The organism is Streptomyces sp. NPDC051664 (assembly GCF_044453545.1).
Taxonomy (GTDB): Bacteria; Actinomycetota; Actinomycetes; order Streptomycetales; family Streptomycetaceae; genus Streptomyces.
Map to the genome: position 1 here is coordinate 173,026 of NZ_JBITCU010000005.1, position 19,599 is coordinate 192,624.

General features: G+C 70.3%; 18 protein-coding genes. 10 read left to right on the plus strand and 8 right to left on the minus strand.

Annotated features, from left to right (window positions below; translation table 11 throughout):
- Nucleotides 1-3: 3 nt before the first annotated feature.
- The 5 genes from hypB to hypE are packed head-to-tail and all read left to right on the plus strand — an operon-like array spanning nt 4 to nt 5,943.
- On the plus strand, nt 4-936 hold the full coding sequence (hypB, locus tag ACIA8E_RS12110; protein ID WP_399297076.1) for a hydrogenase nickel incorporation protein HypB: 933 nt from the start codon (nt 4-6) through the stop codon (nt 934-936).
- Nucleotides 933-3,344 (plus strand): carbamoyltransferase HypF, encoded by a 2,412-nt coding sequence (gene hypF / locus ACIA8E_RS12115; protein WP_399297078.1) that lies wholly within the window; start codon nt 933-935, stop codon nt 3,342-3,344. The genes hypB and hypF overlap by 4 nt, the downstream gene beginning before the upstream one ends.
- Nucleotides 3,345-3,393: 49 nt before the next feature.
- On the plus strand, nt 3,394-3,714 hold the full coding sequence (locus ACIA8E_RS12120) for a HypC/HybG/HupF family hydrogenase formation chaperone (RefSeq protein WP_399297080.1): 321 nt from the start codon (nt 3,394-3,396) through the stop codon (nt 3,712-3,714).
- On the plus strand, nt 3,711-4,835 hold the full coding sequence (gene hypD, locus ACIA8E_RS12125; RefSeq protein WP_399297082.1) for a hydrogenase formation protein HypD: 1,125 nt from the start codon (nt 3,711-3,713) through the stop codon (nt 4,833-4,835). Before ACIA8E_RS12120 ends, hypD begins: the two co-directional genes overlap by 4 nt.
- Nucleotides 4,836-4,848: 13 nt before the next feature.
- On the plus strand, nt 4,849-5,943 hold the full coding sequence (gene hypE / locus ACIA8E_RS12130) for a hydrogenase expression/formation protein HypE (protein ID WP_399297592.1): 1,095 nt from the start codon (nt 4,849-4,851) through the stop codon (nt 5,941-5,943).
- 188 nt (nt 5,944-6,131) lie between these two features.
- On the opposite strand, the gene ACIA8E_RS12135 is transcribed toward hypE, so the two are convergent.
- From ACIA8E_RS12135 to ACIA8E_RS12145, 3 genes are all read right to left on the minus strand, one after another.
- A complete protein-coding gene (locus tag ACIA8E_RS12135) occupies nt 6,132-6,947 on the minus strand; it encodes a DUF427 domain-containing protein (protein ID WP_399297084.1) in 816 nt (271 codons plus the stop codon).
- Between the two features lie 85 nt (nt 6,948-7,032).
- A complete protein-coding gene (locus tag ACIA8E_RS12140; protein WP_399297086.1) occupies nt 7,033-7,293 on the minus strand; it encodes a hypothetical protein in 261 nt (86 codons plus the stop codon).
- A gap of 78 nt (nt 7,294-7,371) precedes the next feature.
- Complete coding sequence (locus ACIA8E_RS12145) at nt 7,372-7,575, minus strand: antitoxin (protein ID WP_326625507.1); 204 nt, start codon at nt 7,573-7,575, stop codon at nt 7,372-7,374.
- Nucleotides 7,576-7,732: 157 nt separating this feature from the next.
- Between ACIA8E_RS12145 and ACIA8E_RS12150 the strand changes: the two genes are divergently transcribed.
- Nucleotides 7,733-8,824, plus strand: coding sequence for a PP2C family protein-serine/threonine phosphatase (locus tag ACIA8E_RS12150; RefSeq protein WP_399297088.1), 1,092 nt, complete (start codon nt 7,733-7,735; stop codon nt 8,822-8,824).
- Nucleotides 8,825-8,992: 168 nt separating this feature from the next.
- Here the strand turns inward: ACIA8E_RS12150 and ACIA8E_RS12155 are convergent, their stop codons facing one another.
- From ACIA8E_RS12155 to ACIA8E_RS12170, 4 genes are all read right to left on the minus strand, one after another.
- Nucleotides 8,993-9,781 carry a GNAT family N-acetyltransferase gene (locus ACIA8E_RS12155; protein WP_399297090.1) on the minus strand — a complete coding sequence of 263 codons (789 nt, stop codon included), beginning with the start codon at nt 9,779-9,781 and terminating at the stop codon, nt 8,993-8,995.
- Between the two features lie 262 nt (nt 9,782-10,043).
- Nucleotides 10,044-10,169: a hypothetical protein gene (locus ACIA8E_RS12160; protein ID WP_399297092.1), complete on the minus strand. Its 126-nt coding sequence runs from the start codon at nt 10,167-10,169 to the stop codon at nt 10,044-10,046.
- A gap of 1,118 nt (nt 10,170-11,287) precedes the next feature.
- Entirely contained in the window at nt 11,288-11,815 is a 528-nt protein-coding gene (locus tag ACIA8E_RS12165) for a universal stress protein (protein ID WP_399297094.1), read from the minus strand.
- 126 nt (nt 11,816-11,941) lie between these two features.
- Nucleotides 11,942-12,781 carry a slipin family protein gene (locus tag ACIA8E_RS12170; protein ID WP_399297096.1) on the minus strand — a complete coding sequence of 280 codons (840 nt, stop codon included), beginning with the start codon at nt 12,779-12,781 and terminating at the stop codon, nt 11,942-11,944.
- Nucleotides 12,782-13,312: 531 nt separating this feature from the next.
- Here ACIA8E_RS12170 and ACIA8E_RS12175 point away from each other — a divergent pair.
- The gene (locus tag ACIA8E_RS12175; protein ID WP_399297098.1) at nt 13,313-14,056 is read left to right on the plus strand and encodes a hypothetical protein; all 744 of its coding nucleotides are present in this window, start codon (nt 13,313-13,315) and stop codon (nt 14,054-14,056) included.
- A gap of 280 nt (nt 14,057-14,336) precedes the next feature.
- On the opposite strand, the gene ACIA8E_RS12180 is transcribed toward ACIA8E_RS12175, so the two are convergent.
- Nucleotides 14,337-14,978: an HAD family hydrolase gene (locus ACIA8E_RS12180; protein WP_399297100.1), complete on the minus strand. Its 642-nt coding sequence runs from the start codon at nt 14,976-14,978 to the stop codon at nt 14,337-14,339.
- 741 nt (nt 14,979-15,719) lie between these two features.
- On the opposite strand from ACIA8E_RS12180, the gene ACIA8E_RS12185 reads away from it, so the two are divergent.
- The 3 genes from ACIA8E_RS12185 (at nt 15,720) to ACIA8E_RS12195 (ending at nt 19,454) form a co-directional block, all read left to right on the plus strand.
- Nucleotides 15,720-16,337, plus strand: coding sequence for a DUF6230 family protein (locus tag ACIA8E_RS12185; protein WP_399297102.1), 618 nt, complete (start codon nt 15,720-15,722; stop codon nt 16,335-16,337).
- A 150-nt stretch (nt 16,338-16,487) separates the two neighbouring features.
- A complete protein-coding gene (locus ACIA8E_RS12190) occupies nt 16,488-17,057 on the plus strand; it encodes a DUF6114 domain-containing protein (RefSeq protein WP_399297104.1) in 570 nt (189 codons plus the stop codon).
- 393 nt (nt 17,058-17,450) lie between these two features.
- The gene (locus ACIA8E_RS12195; RefSeq protein ID WP_399297106.1) at nt 17,451-19,454 is read left to right on the plus strand and encodes a GxGYxYP domain-containing protein; all 2,004 of its coding nucleotides are present in this window, start codon (nt 17,451-17,453) and stop codon (nt 19,452-19,454) included.
- The last annotated feature ends 145 nt before the right edge of the window (nt 19,455-19,599 follow it).

Genomic DNA, 19,599 nt, shown 5'->3' on the forward strand with positions numbered 1-19,599 from the left:
ACGATGTGCCGTGAAGTCGACCTGCAGCAGGCGGTACTCGCCAAGAACGACGCGACGGCGCACAGCCTGCGAGCCGGGCTCACCGCCCGCGGCACCACCGTCGTCAACCTGCTCTCCAGCCCCGGCAGTGGCAAGACCGAACTGCTGGAACGCGAACTCGGCCGGGCCCGCGAAAGAGGAGTGCCGGTCGCCGCACTCACCGCAGACCTCGCCACCGAGAACGACGCCGTACGGCTGGCCCGGTCCGGCGCCCCCGTCAAGCAGGTGCTCACCGACGGACTCTGCCACCTGGAGGCCGGCATGCTCGGCCGCCACCTCGACAACTGGCTGCCCGACGGGACCCGGATCCTCTTCGTGGAGAACGTGGGCAACCTGGTCTGCCCCGCCTCGTACGACCTGGGGGAGACGCTCAGGGTCGTCCTCGCCTCCGTGACGGAAGGCGAGGACAAACCGCTGAAGTACCCCACCGCATTCGGACTGGCCCAGCTCGTCGTGGTCACCAAGACGGACATCGCAGAGGCCGTCGACTTCGACGAGGCCGCGTTCCGGGCCCATGTCCAGCAGGTCAACCCCGGTGTGGAAGTGGTGCTCACCGCCGCCCGCCGCGGTGAGGGGGTGGGCACGCTGCTCGACCGGGCGCTGGCCGCCGGTGAAGGCGCCCCGGTCCACACACCGGTGATGGCCCGGCAGCACCCGTACCACCAGTACACGCACACCCACGGCGACGTGGGTACGCACGACGACACCCACACCCATCGTGACCACGGCGCGCACGGCGGCTCGCACACCCACGCGCACACCGGCATGCATACGCACACCCATCCGGACCTGGGTACCCACGAACACCCGCACACCGGCCCCCACGCACACGCGCACCCCGACGAGCCGCTCGTCATGACGACAGCACCCGACTCCGTGGCGCAGTACCGCTCGTGACGAGCCCACAGTCCGGCGCCGCCGCCCTCGCGGGAGCCGTGGAGCGCCGAAGGGTCGTCGTCCGCGGCGTCGTGCAGGGTGTCGGATTCCGGCCCTACCTGTACGCCCGGGCCACCGGGCTGGGCCTGGCCGGACACGTCACCAACACCAGCGAAGGCGTCGTTGCCGAGGTCGAGGGCGCCCCGGCCGCCGTGGCCCTGTTCTGCGACCGGATCGCAGCGGAGGCACCCCCGCTCGCCCGGGTGGACTCCGTCGACCACACGCAGGTCCCGGCCGCGGGCGGATCCCACTTCAGCATCGTGGACTCCCGCACCGGCGGACCGGCCCGCACACTGGTCTCCCCGGACGTGGCCACCTGCGCCGACTGTCTCACCGAACTGGCCGATCCGGCCGACCGGCGCCACCGCCACCCGTTCATCACCTGTACGCACTGCGGGCCCCGGTTCACGATCGTCACCGCGGTGCCGTACGACCGCGCGCACACGACCATGGCCCGCTTCCCGATGTGCGCCGACTGCGCCCGTGAGTACGCCGACCCCGCCGACCGGCGTTTTCACGCCCAGCCGGTCGCCTGCCCCGCCTGCGGCCCTGAGCTGCGCCTGCTCGTCGGGCGGCCGGACGGCACCACGCCCACGCAGTGCGCAGCCGGACTCGATCCCGTCGCGGAGGCGCGCCGGCTGCTGTCGGACGGTGCGGTCCTCGCGGTCAAGGGGCTCGGCGGTCACCATCTCGCCTGCGATGCCGAGAACTCCGCCGCGGTGTCCCTGCTGCGGCGTCGGAAGGCTCGAGGCGACAAGCCGTTCGCCATCATGGCGCGGGACATCGACGACATCGCGCACCTCGTGCATGTGGGCGATGAGGAGCGGGCCCTGCTCACCGGCGGTGTCCGGCCCGTCGTCCTGCTGCGGCGGCGCGCCGGTGCCCGCCCGGACCCCCGAACCCCCTGGCCGTCCGATGCCGTCGCCCCGCGCAGCCCCGACCTCGGCATCATTCTCCCGTACACCCCGCTGCACCACCTGCTGCTCGGCCTGCCCGGTGACCCGCCGGGACCGCGCCTGCTCGTCATGACCAGCGGCAACGTGGCCGGTGAACCGATCGTCACGGACGACGACGAGGCGCTCGAGCGGCTCGCCCACCTGGCCGACGCCTGGCTCACGCACGACCGTCCGATCCATGTGCCGTGCGACGACTCCGTGGTGCGCGTCTGCGACGGGGAGCGGCTGATCGTACGCCGCTCACGCGGCTACGCCCCGCTGCCGCTCGCCCTGCCCCACCCGGTGCCTGCGACTCTCGCCACCGGCGGCGACCTGAAGAACACCTTCTGCCTCGCAGAGGAGCGAAGGGCCTGGCTGTCCGCCCACGTCGGCGACATGGACGACCTGGACACGCAGCAGGCCTTCGCGCGCGCCGAACAACACATGGAGACCCTCACCGGCGTGCGGCCCGGCATCCTGGCGACCGACCGGCATCCCCGCTACCGCACCGGCCAGTGGGCGCTGCGCCGAGCCGACGGCCGACCGGTCGTGCGCGTACAGCACCACCACGCCCATATCGCCGCCGCGATGGCCGAGCACGGCCGGGACGGCAGCCGCCGAGTGATCGGCGTCGCGTTCGACGGCACCGGATACGGGGACGACGGGGCGGTGTGGGGCGGCGAGATCATGCTGGCCGACTACGACGCCTGTCTCCGCTTCGCACACCTCGCGTACGCGCCGCTGCCCGGCGGCGACGCCGCCGTACACCGGCCCTACCGGATGGCGCTGGCCCATCTGTACGCGGCAGGCATCGGCTGGACGGACGATCTGCCCTGCACGGCAGCCTGTCCGCCGGACGAACGACAGGTGCTGCTGCGCCAGTTGGAACGCAACCTCAACTGCGTCCCCACCTCCAGCATGGGCCGGCTGTTCGATGCGGTCTCCTCGCTGGCGGGCGTCTGCCACCGCGCCGGGTACGAAGCCCAGGCCGCCGTCGAACTGGAGGCCGCCGCCGTCGCCGCCGCCGCGGACCCCGGACCCGGGTACGGTTTCGCGCTGCGCCCGGCGGACCCGGTCGACGGACAGCCGTTGGTCATGGACCCCTCGCCGGTACTCGCAGCCGTCGTCGACGACGTGCGCGCCGGTGCGGCGACGGCACTGGTCGCCGCACGCTTCCACGCGGCCGTCGCGGATGTCGTGCTCCAGGTGTGCGTCGCAGCCCGCGAACAGTACAGCCTGTACGAAGTGGCCCTGACCGGCGGTGTGTTCGCCAACACCCTGCTCTCCTCCCGGTGCGCCCGGACGCTGAAGGAGAACGGTTTCACCGTCCTGCGTCACCGCGAGGTCCCCCCGAACGACGGCGGACTGGCGCTCGGCCAGCTCATGGTGGCCACCCGCAATGTGGTGGCGTGCACCGGCGCAGCCGCCGACTGACGTCCGGCCCGGCAGAGCCGGGCGACGCCCCCCACAGCAAGGAGCAGCCATGTGCCTGGCGGTACCCGGCAGAGTGATGGACATCGAGGAGCGTGACGGTACCCGGATGGCCACCGTCGACTTCGGCGGTGTGGTCAAAGAAGTGTGCCTGGAGTATCTGCCGGATCTCCAGGTCGGTGAATACGCCATCGTCCATGTGGGATTCGCGCTGCAGCGGCTGGACGAGGAGTCGGCCAGGAAGACGCTCGAACTGTTCGCCGAACTCGGCCTGCTCCAGGAGGAGTTCGGTGACCCATGGGAAAGGGCCGCGGAGGCCGGCGACACGTCCGGGTCCGGTGGTGCCGACGCACCCGAGGAGGTGCAGCAGTGAAGTACATCGAAGAGTTCCAGAACCCGGACCTGGCGCGCCGGCTGCTCGACGACATCCACTCCGTGGTGACCCGGCCCTGGGCGCTGATGGAGGTCTGCGGCGGACAGACGCACACCATCATCCGGCACGGCATCGATCAACTCCTGCCGGAACAGGTCGAACTGATCCATGGCCCGGGCTGCCCCGTCTGCGTCACGCCGCTGGAGGTCATCGACAAGGCACTGGCCATCGCCTCCCGCCCCGAGGTGATCTTCTGCTCGTTCGGGGACATGCTCCGGGTCCCCGGAACCGGCCGCGACCTGTTCCGGGTCCGAAGTGAGGGCGGCGATGTGCGGGTCGTCTACTCGCCACTCGATGCCCTGAAGATCGCCCAGCAGAACCCCGACCGCGAGGTGGTCTTCTTCGGGATCGGATTCGAGACCACCGCGCCGCCCAACGCCATGACGGTGTATCAGGCGCGCAGGCTCGGTATCGCGAACTTCAGCCTCCTGGTGTCCCATGTGCGGGTTCCCCCGGCCATCGAGGCGATCATGCAGTCGCCGAGCTGCCGGGTGCAGGGCTTCCTCGCCGCCGGCCACGTGTGCAGCGTGATGGGCACGCGGGAGTACCCGGAGCTGGCCGAACGGTTCCGGGTGCCCATTGTGGTCACCGGTTTCGAACCGCTGGACATCCTCGAAGGCGTACGGCGCACCGTCCTGCAACTGGAGCGCGGCGAGCACACCGTGGAGAACGCGTACCCGCGCGCCGTGCACCCGGACGGGAACCCGGCGGCGCTTGCCATGCTGGACGACGTCTTCGAAATCACCGACCGTGCCTGGCGCGGCATCGGCACCATCCCCGACAGTGGCTGGCGGCTCTCCACGCGCTACCGGGACTACGACGCCGAGTACCGCTTCTCCGTCACCGGCATCGACACCGAGGAACCCGCCGCGTGCCGCAGCGGTGAGGTACTGCAAGGACTGCTGAAGCCCCACGAGTGCGAGGCGTTCGGCACCACCTGCACTCCGCGCAACCCGCTCGGGGCCACCATGGTCTCCAGCGAGGGCGCCTGCGCCGCGTACTACCTCTACCGGCGACTGGACATCACCACCGCAGCCAGGGAGACGAGCCCCGTTGCCTGAGACGACCGAAGCACTGAACACCACCGCCACGGCGACGGCCGCTCCAGGCGAGCCGGCCGTACTCGACCTCACGGAATGGACCTGCCCGGCACCGCTGCGCGACCAACCACGGGTGGTGATGGGCCACGGCGGCGGCGGGGCACTCTCGGCCGAACTGGTCCAGCACGTCTTCGCGCCCGGCTACGGGGGCGACGTGCTTGCGCAACTGACCGACTCGGCCGTGGTTTCGCTGGGCGGCGCCCGGCTGGCCTTCTCCACCGACTCGTACGTCGTGCGGCCGCTGTTCTTCCCCGGCGGCTGCATCGGCGATCTCGCGGTCAACGGCACGGTCAACGACCTGGCCATGAGCGGCGCCCGAGCCGCCTACCTCTCCTGCGGTTTCATCCTGGAGGAAGGCGTGGAGGTCTCGGTCGTCGCACGTGTGGCCAACGCGCTGGGCGCGGCCGCGCGCGCGGCGGGCGTCGAGGTGGCAACCGGCGACACCAAGGTCGTGGACGCCGGTCACGGCGACGGCATCTTCATCAACACCGCCGGGATCGGCCTCGTCCCGGCCGGCGTCGATCTCCGTCCTCAGCGGGTGGTCCCCGGCGACGTCGTGATCGTCAGCGGTGCGATCGGCGCGCACGGCGTGGCGATCATGAGTGTGCGCGAGGGCCTGGAGTTCGGCGTGGAGATCGAGAGCGACTGCGCGGCCCTGGGCGGCCTGGTGGAGACCATGCTCGCGGTCACCCCCGACCTCCATGTCCTGCGTGATCCCACACGAGGGGGACTGGCCGCGGCGCTCAACGAGATCGCGACGGCCTCCGGCGCCGGTGTCGTCCTCCAGGAGCGCGACATCCCGGTCCCGCCGGCCGTGGCCAACGCCTGCGCCATCCTGGGCCTGGACCCGATGTACGTGGCCAACGAGGGAAAACTCGTCGCGTTCGTCCCCCGCGAGCACGCCGAAGCCGTTCTGGATTCGATGCGGGCGCATCCGCTGGGATCGGAGGCGGCCGTCATCGGCGAGGCCGTGGAGGCGCATCCTGGCATGGTCGTGGCCCGCACCGGGCTCGGTGGGACGCGCGTGGTCGACCTGCCGATCGGAGAGCAGCTGCCCCGGATCTGCTGAGTCGTCGCCCTCCGCCGGGCTGCGGCGTGCGGATGCGAAGCCACGATGTGTGGCGACCCTGGAGAGAGGGGGGGCGACTCGCACGGCCATACCCACGTTCCGTTGGCCATGCGTACGAGTCGTGCGCGGGCACCGGCTCAAGGGCGAGACGCCGCATCGAGTTCGTACGAGCGCGATGCGGCGCGTCGTCAGCCCGCCGGACGCCGCGTGAAGCCGGTGGCCGGGCGTTCCAGCCGCTCTCCGTCCACGATGATGTCGACGGCTTCGTTGTAGAAGGCGATGAGGTCCTTGACCGCCCCCGCGGCGGGCACGGGATCGGGGTAGCTCCACGCCACATTCGCCGGAGCGTCGCTGTCCGTACCGGCCACCGACCAGTACTCGGCCGTCCCCTTGTACGGGCATCCCGTACGCAGACCGGTCGGGGCGAACAGGTCGAGGCGGACGTCCTCGCGAGGGATGTAGTAGCGGACAGGAAGGCGTGTCTCGAAGAGCAGGACCGGGCTGCGGGTGTCCGCGACCAGCATTCCGTCGATCTCGATCTGGACATGCCGCGAGCTGCGGAGTGCGTCGACGCGAGCGTACGGGTCACGTGGGTGGACGAAGATCTCTTCCTCCTCCTCGTACCAGTGGTCGGGACCCACGCCGGCGCGCCCGAACCACTCGAAGGCGATGTGTCCGGCGAGTTCGGCGACGGGGAAGGTCCATGCGGCGTTGGGCTCCGTGACGCCGTCCACGACGAGGTCGTAGAAGAGTGTGGAGCCGGAGTGCGCTCCTGCCTCGGGGGTGGCCGCCGGACGGAGCAGACCGGTGCGGACGTCGTCCCGGGGAAAGACGTAGAGCGGCACGGCACGGCCGGGTTCCCATACGAGAACGGGCCGCCGGCTGTCGACGACGAGGGTCTCGCCCTTCTTTCCGCGTACCCGGCGCTCGCTCGGCTCCCAGGTGAGAGCGGCATCCCGTACCGGGTGACGGCGCTCGACGGCAAGGGCGGGTGGAGTGGTCACCGACGTACTCCTCGAAGAGGTCCGAGCCGCTCAGCGGCCTTGGCGGGACGGAGCCGGACAGGCAGCACCTGGTGGCCGTCGGGGATCAGCGACGCCGCGATCCGCAGGCGGTCTGCGGGTCAGCCGGGTCGGCGGTGGGGAACCGGTCGAAGGATCCCTTCAAGGCGACCGTCGCTTCGAGCCGTGCCGACGGGGCGCCCAGGCAGACGTGCACGCCGTGCCCGAAGGCCGAGGTGTTCCTCGACAGTGCGGGAGACGTCGAACGTGTCGGTGCCCGCTGCAGGACGGCCCGGCCGACGAGCTCGAGCGGGGTCTCGACCACACCGCACGGGAATCGACCGGACATCCGGCCGCCCCTGCCTGCTCACAACATGGGCAGGCGAGGCGGCAGCGGTCTATTGCCGGTGCGGTGGCCTGGTGAGGGTCAGGCCTGCGGCGGCTGCGGCGGCTGGTCCTGGCCGCGGTCCGAACCGAGCTGGCCCTTGAGCCTGTCCTGAGCGGTGTCGACCTGGCCGGTGTACTTGCCCTGAGTCCTGTCGTCGATGGTGTCACCCGCCTTGTCGATGCCCTTGCCCGCCTGGTCCTCGTGGCCCTTCAGCATGTGCTTGATCTTGTCCATCATGGACATGAGTCCTCCTCGGTGCGTTCACCCTGACCCTTCCAGCGTCGCCACTTGTGCCGCACTTCGCATCCGCATAGGACGGCGCGCACGCCACGACGGCCGCCCGTACACGGTTCGCACCGTCCCGGATGCGGCGCGAGCGCCTTCCATGGAGCGTGGGGGAGTGGCGCAGCAGAGCAGAACCCTGTGGATTCCCGTCGGTGTCATCGTGCTGGCGGTGGTGATCGACGTGGCGACACCGACCGATGTGACGTCCGCCCCGCTCCTGATGGCAGCGCCGGTCTCGGCCGCTCCCCTCATGCTGCCCGGCGGCGTGATCGCGGTGGGACTGGTGTCGATGGCGGTCCACGCCGGGCTGGCGTGGGTGGACGGCACTTTCGGCTGGCACCGCGGCGTCGCCAATCAGGTCACCCTGCTGGCCGTCACCGTCCTCGCCGTCTTCATCAACCGCAGCCTGCACCGTCAGCACGCCAGGACCCGGCGCGCGATCCAGGTCGCGGCAGTGGCACAGCGCGCCGTCCTGCCCCGGCCACCGACACGGCTCGACGGGCTGGAGATCGCCGCACGCTATGTGCCCGCCGAGGAGGCGGCCATGATCGGTGGGGATCTGTACGTCGTGCAGAGCACCCCGCACGGCACCCGCATCATGGTCGGAGACGTGCGGGGCAAGGGACTGAGCGCGGTGAACGCGGTCTGCGCGGACATCGGCGCCTTCCGGTACGCCGCGGACGAGGCCGAGGACCTGGGCCAGCTCGTGCTCGCGCTGGAGCGGGCGCTGGTGCGCGAGGGCGGACGGCGCGGGGGCCTGGAGCAGCACGAAGGCTTCACCACGGCTCTGCTGGCGGAGTTCTCGGCCGACCTGGAAGTCGTACGGATGGTGAACCGGGGCCATCCGCCGCCGCTGCTTCTCGACGTGCACGGGACGGCCAGGGTCCTCGAGCCCTCGCAGGAGGCGCCTCCTCTGGGGATGATCACGCTGGGGGACTGGGCCTTCCCGATCGACAGCTTTTCCTTCCCACCCGGCTCGACCCTGCTCTGCTACACGGACGGAATCACCGAGTCCAGGGATGCCACCGGCACGTTCTACGACGCCGCCGCGCGACTGCCCGACCTGCTCCGGCGCCGTACGGGAGCAGCGCCATCCGCCACGCCGTCGCAGACCCTCGATGCACTGCTCCGCGACGTACGACGCCATGCGGGCGGGAAGAACCATGACGACCAGGCGCTGCTGGCCCTGCACCGCCCGCCGGTGTGACGTGCGTCTTGACGCGCCGGAGGCCGACGACGGCGCGCCCCGCAGGCCGCCCGAGCCGGCCATCCGGCACAGTCGGGCGGACTCACTCCAGGCCGGTGACCTCGAAGACCGTGCGGGCCGTCTCGCGGTCGACCCGTGCCGCGAGCCGCCGCAGTGCCGGGTGGCGTTTCATGCGGGGATTCTCGTCCCCGTCATCCCGCGCACGGCCGGTGCGCCGGTGGCGTGGTGGACGTACTCGCGGACCAGGCGGAAGCCGGCGTTCCAGGCGAGCAGTCGGCTGGCCCTGTTGTGGCGCGAGCAGCTCCAGCTGGGGGTGCGGCCGCGTGCCGTGACGTCGGCGCAGAGCGCGGTGACACAACTGAGGGCGAGCTGCCGGCGGCGATGGTCGGGGGCGGTGACGACGGCGAGGTCCTCGTACGCGCTGCCGAGAAAGTACGTGCACGCCACGGCGAGGGCTGCGCCTTGGTGGAAGGCGCCCCAGGCGTGTCCGGAGGCGGCGAGCCCGGCCGGGCCGCCCCAGCTGGCGTGTATCCAGGCAGCACCCGGGCCGAGTGCGGCGAGTGCGGTGGCATCCGCGGCGGTGATACGGCGTACGGCCACGCCCTTGGGGGTGCGCGCAAGGGAGGCCGGCTCCTCCTGCTGTATGTAGACCATGCGCTCCCACGGCATGATCCGGTCGAAGGAGGCGCCAAGGACGGGAAGGAAACGGGTGGGTGCCTCGATGTAGCGCGAGCCGAGCGGTGCGAGCTCCGCGGGGACGAGTGCGCCGGGATCGCCACGCAGCAGTACATGTGCGGCGCAGTCGACGGCGATCGCGCGCGGCTGGACGGCGTGGTCGGCCCAGAAGCGGCCGATCCCGGTGGTCAGGACATGCTCGGCCAGGGCCGCAGGACCCGGCGCTCCGGCGGGGAACCAGCGCGAGTGTGCGGGAAGTTGGTGCGGCAAGAGTTCGATCATGGTGGGTCCCTTCCGGAGCCGGTTGTACGGGAACGGGGCGGTCGGTACGCCGGTTTCAGGCTGCCTCTGCGGGTGGTTCAGCCGCTAGTCGGCGGCCTTGCTGCCGCGGTCGGCCGTCGACGCGCTCGCCGAGGTCCTCGTACGCGCGCACGTCCAGGTGCGGGTGGGTTCCGACGGCCGGCCGGGCCATCGCCTCCGCCTCGTCGAAGTGCGTGAAGTCCGTTGCGCAGCTGCACAGTTGGGACTCGACGGCTCCGGCTCCTCAGCGGTGCGGCCGTGGACGAGGACGCGCGCCGCGCTCGGCGAGGATCCGGGCGGTCTCCCGGCCGATACCGGAAGTGACCCCGGTGACCAGCACGGGCCGCCCGGACAGGGAAGCAGAAGACATCGTGGATTCCGGTTGTTGTATGTGCCGGCCCGGGCGTCGGACCGATGCGGTGGAACAGCCCCGGCCTCCTGCGAATTGAGTCACAGGGACGCCAGCGGCAAGGTGTGCACAGCTGATAGAGGAAAGAGAACGGGAGAAGCGGCCGCTTCATCGATCGGGTGGCCGCAGGTTAGCGGTGTGCAGAAACACCACGTGCCGAAGCACGGGCGAATGCGTCAACGCATCCGGGGGTGAACAATGCGCATCACCGGCGGCACCGTATTCGGTGGCCGGTCGTCATGTCGCAGACCGCTGTTCATGTCACCTATCCCACTCCGTCGAGCGCCCTGCCTCAAGCGGGCGCACAGATCTCTGACGGCCCCCTGATACGAGTCGGCCGAGACGGTGGCGGACGTGTAGCGGACGTTGCGCAGGGCGAGCGGGATCAGGGCCGGAATGATCAGGGTGCTGAAGATGATCGCCGACACGATGACCGGCGACGGACTGTGCAGACCTCGATGGCCAGCGCGCCGATCCCCGGATACGCGAAGGCGGGCATGGTCGGAATGATCGCGCCGTGGGGTTTCCCCGGCGGCGGGCCACTGGGGCCGAAACGGCAAGGGCCCGTTGGAGTGGCGGGAATCTTTGCGGAAGAACTTCCGGTGGGCCGCCCGCACAGCGCGAGCACCGGGTAATCGGCCGGAAGTGACGTTGAGCCTTGCCGGTACCGGGGCTCCGGTACCGGCAAGGCCGTGCGCGGGCTCGGTGCGGAGAATACGCCGCCGCGTATTCTCCGTCGGCGCGACCGGGGTGTCGGGCACGGTCAGGGCCTGAGCGCCCGCGGCCTTTGAGCGGCACAAACAGAATCCAAGCGCCACGCATGGTGCTGTTCGGCCGGTTCGGCCTGTATTTACGGCCTGCTGACAGCTCTTTGGCGATAGCGCCGCTCTTTCCGCGGGCCGGCAGGCGGAGATCCGCCAAGGGCGCGCAGCCGAGGACTGCGACATGTGCCGACGAACGAGTCGCGTCGATGCATTGGCTGCGATCGGCCTGGAACGTTCCGCTGTTCATCCCTCTCGGGGCGACGGGGACGCGGCCCACTTCACGGCGACCGTCCTCACGCGCAAGGGCGCTGCGAGTCAGTCCGCCAACTCCCGGGTGTCCAGCGGTATGTGCCAGGAGATCCGGCGGTGGACGGCGGCAATGTCGTCCTGCAACGGAGAGGGCGGTACGGCGAGCACGGGGCAGGTCGCGTGCGCGAGACAGTACCGGGCGACCGAAGGATGCAGAGCCCTCCGCAGCCCCCCGCGCGCCCCGGCCCCGACGACCAGCAGGTCCTCGGGGCCGGTCGTCGCAGCGATCAGCGCGACGCCCGGTGTGCTCCGTACGACCAGAGTCTCCATCGGCACCCCGGGCCCGGCCGGGCCGAACGCGGTGTCCACCGCCCGGAGCAGCCGGTCGCCCGCCACCCGGCGGCACTCGGACAGCAGCTCGGGCCACGGCTGACTGCGCTGCCCGAGCTCGCCGCCGGGAGGTGACCAGGCCAGTACGGCCCGCAGTACGGCATCGGTGCGCCGGGCCTCGGCCGCGGCCCGGCGCAGTGCTGTCAGACTGCCCAGCGTGCCGCTCACACCGGCCACCACACGCCGTTCGTCCGCTCGCTCCACTTCGTCACCACTCCTTGCCGCACCTCAGGTCCTGCCCTCATGGAAGGCCCAAGGGCCCCGGCGATCATGGTGCGTTGGCGAATCCCTGACGCCGGGGCGGCAGACCCTGACGGACCCATGACGGCGTCACGCGCGAGGGTCGGGCTCTGTTTCGTCGTGCGGGGCCGGGGCCGGGGCCGCTGTCGCGACATCGCTGCCCGGACCGAACTGGCGGGCCGCCCGGTCGAAGTACCGCAGCAGTTCCACCGGGAACGGCATGACCAGCGTGGAGTTCTTCTCGGCTGCCACCTCGACCACCGTCTGCAGCAGCCTCAGCTGCATCGCCTCCGGCGTGTCGGCCATGATGCGCGAAGCGTTGGCGAGCTGCTGTGCCGCCTGGAACTCGCCGTCCGCGGTGATCACCCGGGCGCGCCGCTCCCGCTCGGCCTCGGCCTGCCGCGACATGGAACGCTTCAGCGACTCCGGCAGCTGCACGTCCTTGATCTCGACCCGGTCGATGTGCACACCCCAGCCGGCCGCCGGGCTGTCGATCATCAAGGCCAGCCCTTCGTGCAGCCGTTCGCGGTCCGAGAGCAGATCGTCCAAGTCGCTCTTGCCGATGATGGAGCGCAGGGAGGACTGGGCGACCTGGCCGACCGCGAAGATGTAGTCCTGCACCTCGATCGTGGCCCGTACCGGATCGACGACCTTGAAGTAGACGACGGCATCGACCTTTACCGACACGTTGTCCCGGGTTATGCCCTCCTGCGTCGGCACGGGCAGCGTCACCACCTGTACGTTCACCTTCCGCATCCGGTCGGCGAACGGGATGAGGAAGGTGATGCCGGGCTGCCGATGGCCGGGCAGCGTCTTGCCGAAGCGGAAGACCACCCCTCGGTCCACCTGATTGACCACACGCATCCCGCTGCGCAGCACCAGCAGCACGCACACGACGACAACCACAGCTCCAACGACAGCGCCATCCATGGCAGCGGACTCCTTCACGAGGGGCAGGTTCGACACCACTGAGGACAGCGCCGGAGCAGCCATTGGTGCGGTCCTGGACGTCAAGGGATCGTCAATATCCCGAGCACGGGGCATCCGGGTCGGGGACCGGTGCGGGCGCCGGGGCCGTCGCTATTCGGTCCGTGTCCTGCGGGACCCATCGTGACTCCCGAGAACCTGGGGCGACCTGACGGGGCATGTGACGCGTAGGCGTCGGGACGGGCGGCGGGATGCGTTTCCGCCGTGCTGGAATCGGCGGCATGCTGCCGACAGGGTGAGAGGGCCGCCGCATGTCGCCCGGAAAGCCCAACGGGGCGCCAGATATGCCCATTTTCCTGGGCTTTCACGACCCATCAGATGATGCATCGGCCCATGAAACCTGCCGTTCGTACACCCGGTCGGCCCCTTCAAGTCACACCATCGGTATGTCCGATATGACAGCTAAAGGGACTATTAGTACGTTCATCGCAGGTCGGCTTCCCGGCCGACGTCTCTGAGACAGGGAGAAGTGACATGACGACGCGAACCGTCGCTGTGACTGCCGCCGTAGTGGGCGCCGCAGTCCTTGCGACAACCGGCATTACTTATGCCTCGGCTGCTGGATCCGCTCCGGCCGCCCCATCCGTCCAACAGGCAGCGCCCGCCCCGGGCCCCGCTGCCGGCGACGGGAACGGAAACGGAAACGGAAACGGAGGTCGTGGCGGTGACAGCGGCGGCCGCGGCGGCGACGACGGTGGCTTCGGCGGCGGCGGTGGCGGCCGTGGCGGCGACGACGGTGGCTTCGGCGGCGGCGGCGGTGGCGGCGGTGGCGGCCGTGGCGGCGACGACGGTGGCTTCGGCGGCGGCGGCGGTGGTGGCGGCCGTGGCGGTGAAGGCGGTGGCTACGGCGGCGGCGGCGGTGGCGGCCGTGGCGGCGGCGGTGGCGGTGGCGGCCGTGGCGGCGACGACGGTGGCTACGGCGGCTATGACGAGGGCCGGATCCACATCAACGAGCGGTCGTACTCCGCCCGCGGGGAAGAGGGCTGCATCACTGTGGTCAGCGGTCTGGGCTCGCGGAGCTTCAACGTCCGCAACGACAGCCGCAGGACCGTCGAGCTCTTCCGCGGGGCGACCTGCGACAACGGCTCCCCGGTCGCCACTGTCGGCCCCTGGAGCACCAGCAACGGCGTCTTCACCCGCCAGGTCCACGGTGGCGTGTGGGTGAAGAACGGCGTCGTGGGCAGCTTCCGAGTGGTCCGGGACCACGGCAAGTGGTAACAGCTCCACCCGCATCACATGGAAACCCCGGCCCGTCGGAATCGGGCCGGGGTTTCCGGCATGGGGACGCCCTTCGGCGCCTGCTGCCCGGCTCCGGGCGGCCCCGCGTGCGTGCGACGCGGCCCGTGTCCCTTACACCTGCTACGCCATACTAGGTGTTGGATGATGCGGTCGGCCGCGGACTTCGAGAGCCCGGACAGCGGCGCCGACCGGCGCACCGTCAGGTTCGTCCGCCTTCGCGCGGCGGAAGGCGGACTCGCACCGCGGAATCCCCCCGTGCTCACCTCGCATGAGCCAGGATCTCGGGTACTGCTTCGCGCAGGCTCCCGAAATGGCGGTGCACGCCGTCCACCGCAGCAGGAGCGTTGACCCCCCACACCGTCATGCCGGCACGCAACCCGGACCTCACACCGGAGGGCGCGTCCTCGATGACCAGGCAGTCCTCCGGTCCGGCCCCGAGCAGCTCAGCAGCCAGCAGATAGGGCACCGGTGACGGCTTGCCCTCCGCGACGGCGGCGGCATCCACAAGCACGCCAGGAACCGGCAGACCGGTCCGGGCGAACCGACCGCGCACCCGGTGCTCGTAGTTCGATGTCACCAGCCCCCAGCGCCCCGAGGGCAGCGCCGACAGCAACTCCGTCGCACCGTCGAAGGCGGCATAGACACCGGACCGTACGTCCTCGTCCTCCAGTTCATGCAATGCCGCCAGGCACGCCCGCGGATCCCGGTCAGGAGCGACCGTCGCGAAGGTTTCCATCGGCCGCGTCCGCAGCGCCACCCTGTAGACCTCATCAGGGTCCAGTCCGTATTGCGCCGACCAAGTCCCCCAGACCTGCCGTTGATTCTCCACTGCGTCGATCAACGTGCCGTCGACGTCGAACAGCACATACTTCCCGGCAGATCGAGCAAGTTCACTGGTCACGCCTTGATCATGCCATCGGCGCAGCGAGCGAGAACTTGCCGGGCGGCCATGGGGCGTTGAGCCCGGGGCTGTGTCGGAACTGTCCTGAAGATGGATCCGGTCCATTGCGTGGCCGACGCGTCGGTGTCGTCGACGCGGACTTCCGGAGATGGACTCTCCTCGACTTGCCGCGGTGCACGGTCAACGCACAGACATGGAGGCTGAGTCGGTACGTGTGACCGCCCGGAGCGGGCCGAGCCGACGGCGTGCCCTCAGCTCGGTCATCCGGCCCGCACCTGTTCGGTCAGAGGCCGAGCCGGGCGCGGAGCGGGTCCGGTCCGATCGCCGCGCCACTTCGCGCGGTCCGCGGGGCTGTCGTGGCGTCCCCGGCCGGCCTGGTGCCGGGCAGGGCGTCACGGTTCCGGCGCCACCGGCCCTCACGGACCCCGCCTGTCGAGGACAAGGGCGGCTTCGCGTACTGCACGCTGACTTTCACCCAGCTCGTCGACCACCGCGATCCGCCGAAGGGGACCTTCGCCGGTGCCCCTGTTTCACCCGTCTGGGCGGGCTGGCGTGCCGACGGGTTTCCCTGTCCGCACTCTAGAGTCCATCAAAGGCACAGGGCAGTGGTCCACGTCGGGCCGCCGGTACCGGCAAAGCTTGTGCCGCGACCGGAATGCTCGCCGTCCAGCCCGGCGGACGACCCTGTCCGGGCGCACGGTGTTTGGGGGCGGCCTGCACTTCACAGGAGAGAGGCACGGCATGTCGCACGGCTGCGGCAGGACGCGGTGGAAGCGTTTCGCCCTTGTCCTGGTTCCGAGCACGGTGGCTGCCGCGGCCCTGGGCATCGGCATGGCACAAGGTGCGCTGGCCGCGTCGTTCTTCATCTCCGGCGAACGGTTCCAGTTCGCTGCAGACACACTGACCACTCGCGGTACGAGTATCTACGGCATGGTGGACGTGACCAGAGAGGGCCGCCATGTGCCCGTCGTGGTCACAGGTGCCAGGCACGCGACGATCAAGAGACTGTGCGAGTCCGTAGCGGTCGAGATCCCGGTTCTGGGCCTGTACACACTGCGGCTCACCGGCGGCGACCGGGCCGAGGCGCGAGACATCTTCATCGACGCGACATCCCTGACGGCCAGTCGGGCGATCTTGAACGACCTGGACGTCGGCGTCGCCGCGGGCTCGATCACCAAGGGCCCGATCAACCCGGGCGACCGGAACTCGGGGCTCTTCGATCCCAACGGCTTCGCCCAGCAGGCCGTGTCGACCACCCTGACCGACGTGCGCATCGACGCGGTTGCGGTCTCGGCTGCCACCCTCAGCGTCCCTGATCTCGAAGTGACTCTCAGGCAGGGCAGCCACCGCTGCTTCTGACTCCGCGCACACCGCTACGGCCCCGGACACCGTGCCGACGCGGTCATGGACCGGCCCATCCGTAATCGTTCAGCCGCGCACCGACCCGCACCGACTCTGCGTACCGCATCATCACAGGCGATACCCACCCCTTCACCCTGAAAGACGCACGTGATCAACGAGCCTTTCGGCACCCTCCCGGGACTACGCGACAGGATCGACGGCACACGACGCAGATTCAGAATCTGGCGTGGTGGGCGCCCGTTCTGGGCCGGCCTGTTCATGCTCTTGGCGGGGGCGCCCATCATTTACTTCCCTTACATCCACATCACGCTGAAGGGCGTCGCTGTTGCCCTGTCCACCACGGCCGGTGCCGCGTCGCTGATCATCGGGATCCTGCTCATGACCCTGGGCGTCACGCTCTGGTTCCATCAGCAGGTGCGCGTCTTCGCCGGGATCGCGGGCCTGTTGCTCGCCCTCGTCTCCTTCCCCCTCGCCAACTTCGGGGGCCTCTTTTTCGGACTGTTCTTCGGCCTTGTCGGCGGTTCCCTGGCTTGCGCCTGGGACCCCTCCCCGCCGGAGGGCGAGATGCAGCACACAAGAGCGACGCCATCTGTGACCGCTTCCGGGAGCGAGGGCCACATGACAGTCGACAGCCTGACGGGTCAAGCCGGGTGCGGCCCGGATGCCGGACCATCTCGCCGGGGCGAGATCGCGCCCGATGCCGGCGGCGCACCCTGAGCGCTCACCGTGCTGCGGGCTGTCATCCGTCCGGACCGCGGCGAGCATCTCTCCGAAGGGCGCCCATGGCTCCCTCGCACAGGTCGAATGCTGCTGGGCCTGTCGGACGCCGTTTCCCGCGGGCTGCTCCATGGTCATCCAACTGTGCCGCCCGGCGCTGCCGTTCGGGCAGGACCTCGGTGGTGCGGTTGCCCTGCAGTGCCCGCATGGTCGCCCTGGGCGGCGCCGCGGGGTCGTGGGCATCGTGTGCCTGTCATAGCCGGGCGTACGCGCTCTCGTTGCGGACTCGGCCGACGGAGGCGTCCGCACTCTTTACACGCGACCCACGCGTCGCTAGCTTCACTGGCCGGTGACAACGATGTCAACTCCGTACCCGAGGAGGAGTGATCGTCCATGGTGTCACGAAGAGACTTCTTGCTGACCAACGGAACGATCCTGGCGGCCGCCGGACTGGGCTTCGGCCTCCCCGGTCAGGCCGCCGCCGAACGTGACAGCCCCACCCCGCTGCTGCCGTCCTTCGGCCACGCCACCACGCTCGACGTCGCCGACGTGAGCAGACTCCACGGGGACGATCAGCTGATGCTGACCACCCTGCAGGGGGTGGTCAACCGGCGTCGCCCTCGCCTCTACTTCAACTACGACGCCGGCGGCGTCGACCTGCGCTGGCTGGCCGGCACCGGCGCCGACGTCACCCGCCACGACAACGCCCTCGACCTGATCGGCCGTTACCGCGGCGAGGTCCGTGGCGCCGTCCTGCACGACCCCGAGGTCCCCGACTCGGTCAACGTCGCCACCACCCTCGCCGGTCTGGAGAACGCCGTCGCGGCCACCGCCGATCAGGCGAGCCGATACGGCCTCAAGGTCGTCGCCGATCTGCGGGGCCGCTTCGCCGACGACCCGCAGGGGGTCTACCGCTGGCAGCTGGACAACCTTTTCCCCCGCTGCGCCCACACCCTGCTGGCCGGGCTCCCGCCCACCAGGACCGTGAAGGTGGACGGTGTCCAGTGGCGTGAGATCGCCCGCGAGCCGAACCGTGTCCGCGACTCCTCCAACCGGGAGGTGCGCACCTTCGATCTCAGCCCCGAACTGCCCGGCACGGACGGGGCCTTCCTCCGCTTCCAGGACTCCCTGGGGGACGACGGCTGGGGCGCTTCGGTGGGGCGGGTCACCGTACGGGCCGACGGTCAGGAGATCGCTTCCTTCGGGCCGGGTACGGACGCCGAGGCCCCGTACCTCTTCGACGGGCTCAACTCCTCCCTCGGCGGCGACGCCAACCGGTTCTGCGATGGGGGTGGTTACTTCGTCTACCGGTTCACCGCACCGGCCGGGACCACCCGGCTCACGGTCGACGTCGACCTGTGGAACCAGTACCTGGTCACCGCCACGACCACCGCCCCCACTCGCGTCGAGCCCTTCCCGTACTTCCGCGACTACGCGGTCGCCTCCCGGGCCATGGTGGTGTGGCTGCCGCCCTCGGGGGCCACCGGCGCGCTGCTCGACGAGGTGTTCAGCCGGGTCGAGCCGACCACCCCGTACTGCGGCTGGTTCTCCAATGACGTCGCAGGGGAGTGGGGCGGCGTCGACCGGGCCTCACAGCACGGGGTGGAAGTGGTGCCCGCCGACTACTACATGAACGGCACGGTGCACGCCGGCACCCGTACGAAGGTCTCCGACCGGGTTCGGCCGCGCCCGCAGGCGACACTTCGCAACCGGGTGTACCTCACGCTCACCGTCGGCGAGGGCGACAACATCCAGTACTGCCAGCGCCGCATGCGCGACCTGTGGGACAACCCGGCGCGCGGCCGGGTGCCCGTCAACTGGGCGGTCAGCCCGCTCCTGGCCGACATCGGGCCCGCACTGCTGGCCCACTACCAGCGCACCGCCACCGCCAACGACCTGCTGATCAGTGGCCCGTCCGGCGCCGGATACACCTACCCCGGCTCCTGGCCGCGGGAGGCCCTGGACGCGTACACCCGGCTCACCGGGAGGTTCCTGCGGCGGACCGGCATGGATCTGGTCTACGCGTACAACCAACGGCTCCCGGAGGGCAACGGCTGGACCCCCTTCGACGAGCGCATCGTCCGCTCCTACCGGGACAACACCCCACTGCGCGGCATCATCCAGTCCTGGGAGACCGGTGACCTGCAGATCCGCCCCGCCGGGCTGGCGGTGATCGGCAACTACTGGCCGCAGGGCAACGCGGCGGAGTACCGGGACGGGCTGGTGAAGCACATCGAGGGCTGGGACGGGAGCGGCCCGTTGTTCATCGCCGGGGCGGTCAACGCGTGGAACTGGACGCCGAGCGACATCGCCGAGCTGGGCGAGCTGCTCACCGACCCGTTCCAGGTGGTGAGAGGGGACACCTTCTTCGAGTTGCTGGACCGGGCCGCCCGGTAGGAGGAGCGAAGAGAACCGTCCTGTGACTCGCACGACAGGAGACGATTCGGGTCGCAGGGGCAGTTCGGGGTCTTCGCGCGATGAACAGGCGGGGAAGAAGACGTTCTCAGGACCGCAGGCTGACCGGCGCGGTCGCCGGTCAGCG

Coding starts and splice junctions, on each gene's coding strand:
- hypB (WP_399297076.1), top strand. CDS start 4: ATGTGCCGTGAAGTCGACCTGCAGCAGGCGGTACTCGCCAAGAACGAC.
- ACIA8E_RS12120 (WP_399297080.1), top strand. CDS start 3,394: ATGTGCCTGGCGGTACCCGGCAGAGTGATGGACATCGAGGAGCGTGAC.
- ACIA8E_RS12140 (WP_399297086.1), bottom strand. CDS start 7,293: ATGTCCGGTCGATTCCCGTGCGGTGTGGTCGAGACCCCGCTCGAGCTC.
- ACIA8E_RS12145 (WP_326625507.1), bottom strand. CDS start 7,575: ATGTCCATGATGGACAAGATCAAGCACATGCTGAAGGGCCACGAGGAC.
- ACIA8E_RS12155 (WP_399297090.1), bottom strand. CDS start 9,781: ATGATCGAACTCTTGCCGCACCAACTTCCCGCACACTCGCGCTGGTTC.
- ACIA8E_RS12160 (WP_399297092.1), bottom strand. CDS start 10,169: ATGTCTTCTGCTTCCCTGTCCGGGCGGCCCGTGCTGGTCACCGGGGTC.
- ACIA8E_RS12170 (WP_399297096.1), bottom strand. CDS start 12,781: ATGGATGGCGCTGTCGTTGGAGCTGTGGTTGTCGTCGTGTGCGTGCTG.
- ACIA8E_RS12175 (WP_399297098.1), top strand. CDS start 13,313: ATGACGACGCGAACCGTCGCTGTGACTGCCGCCGTAGTGGGCGCCGCA.
- ACIA8E_RS12185 (WP_399297102.1), top strand. CDS start 15,720: ATGTCGCACGGCTGCGGCAGGACGCGGTGGAAGCGTTTCGCCCTTGTC.
- ACIA8E_RS12195 (WP_399297106.1), top strand. CDS start 17,451: ATGGTGTCACGAAGAGACTTCTTGCTGACCAACGGAACGATCCTGGCG.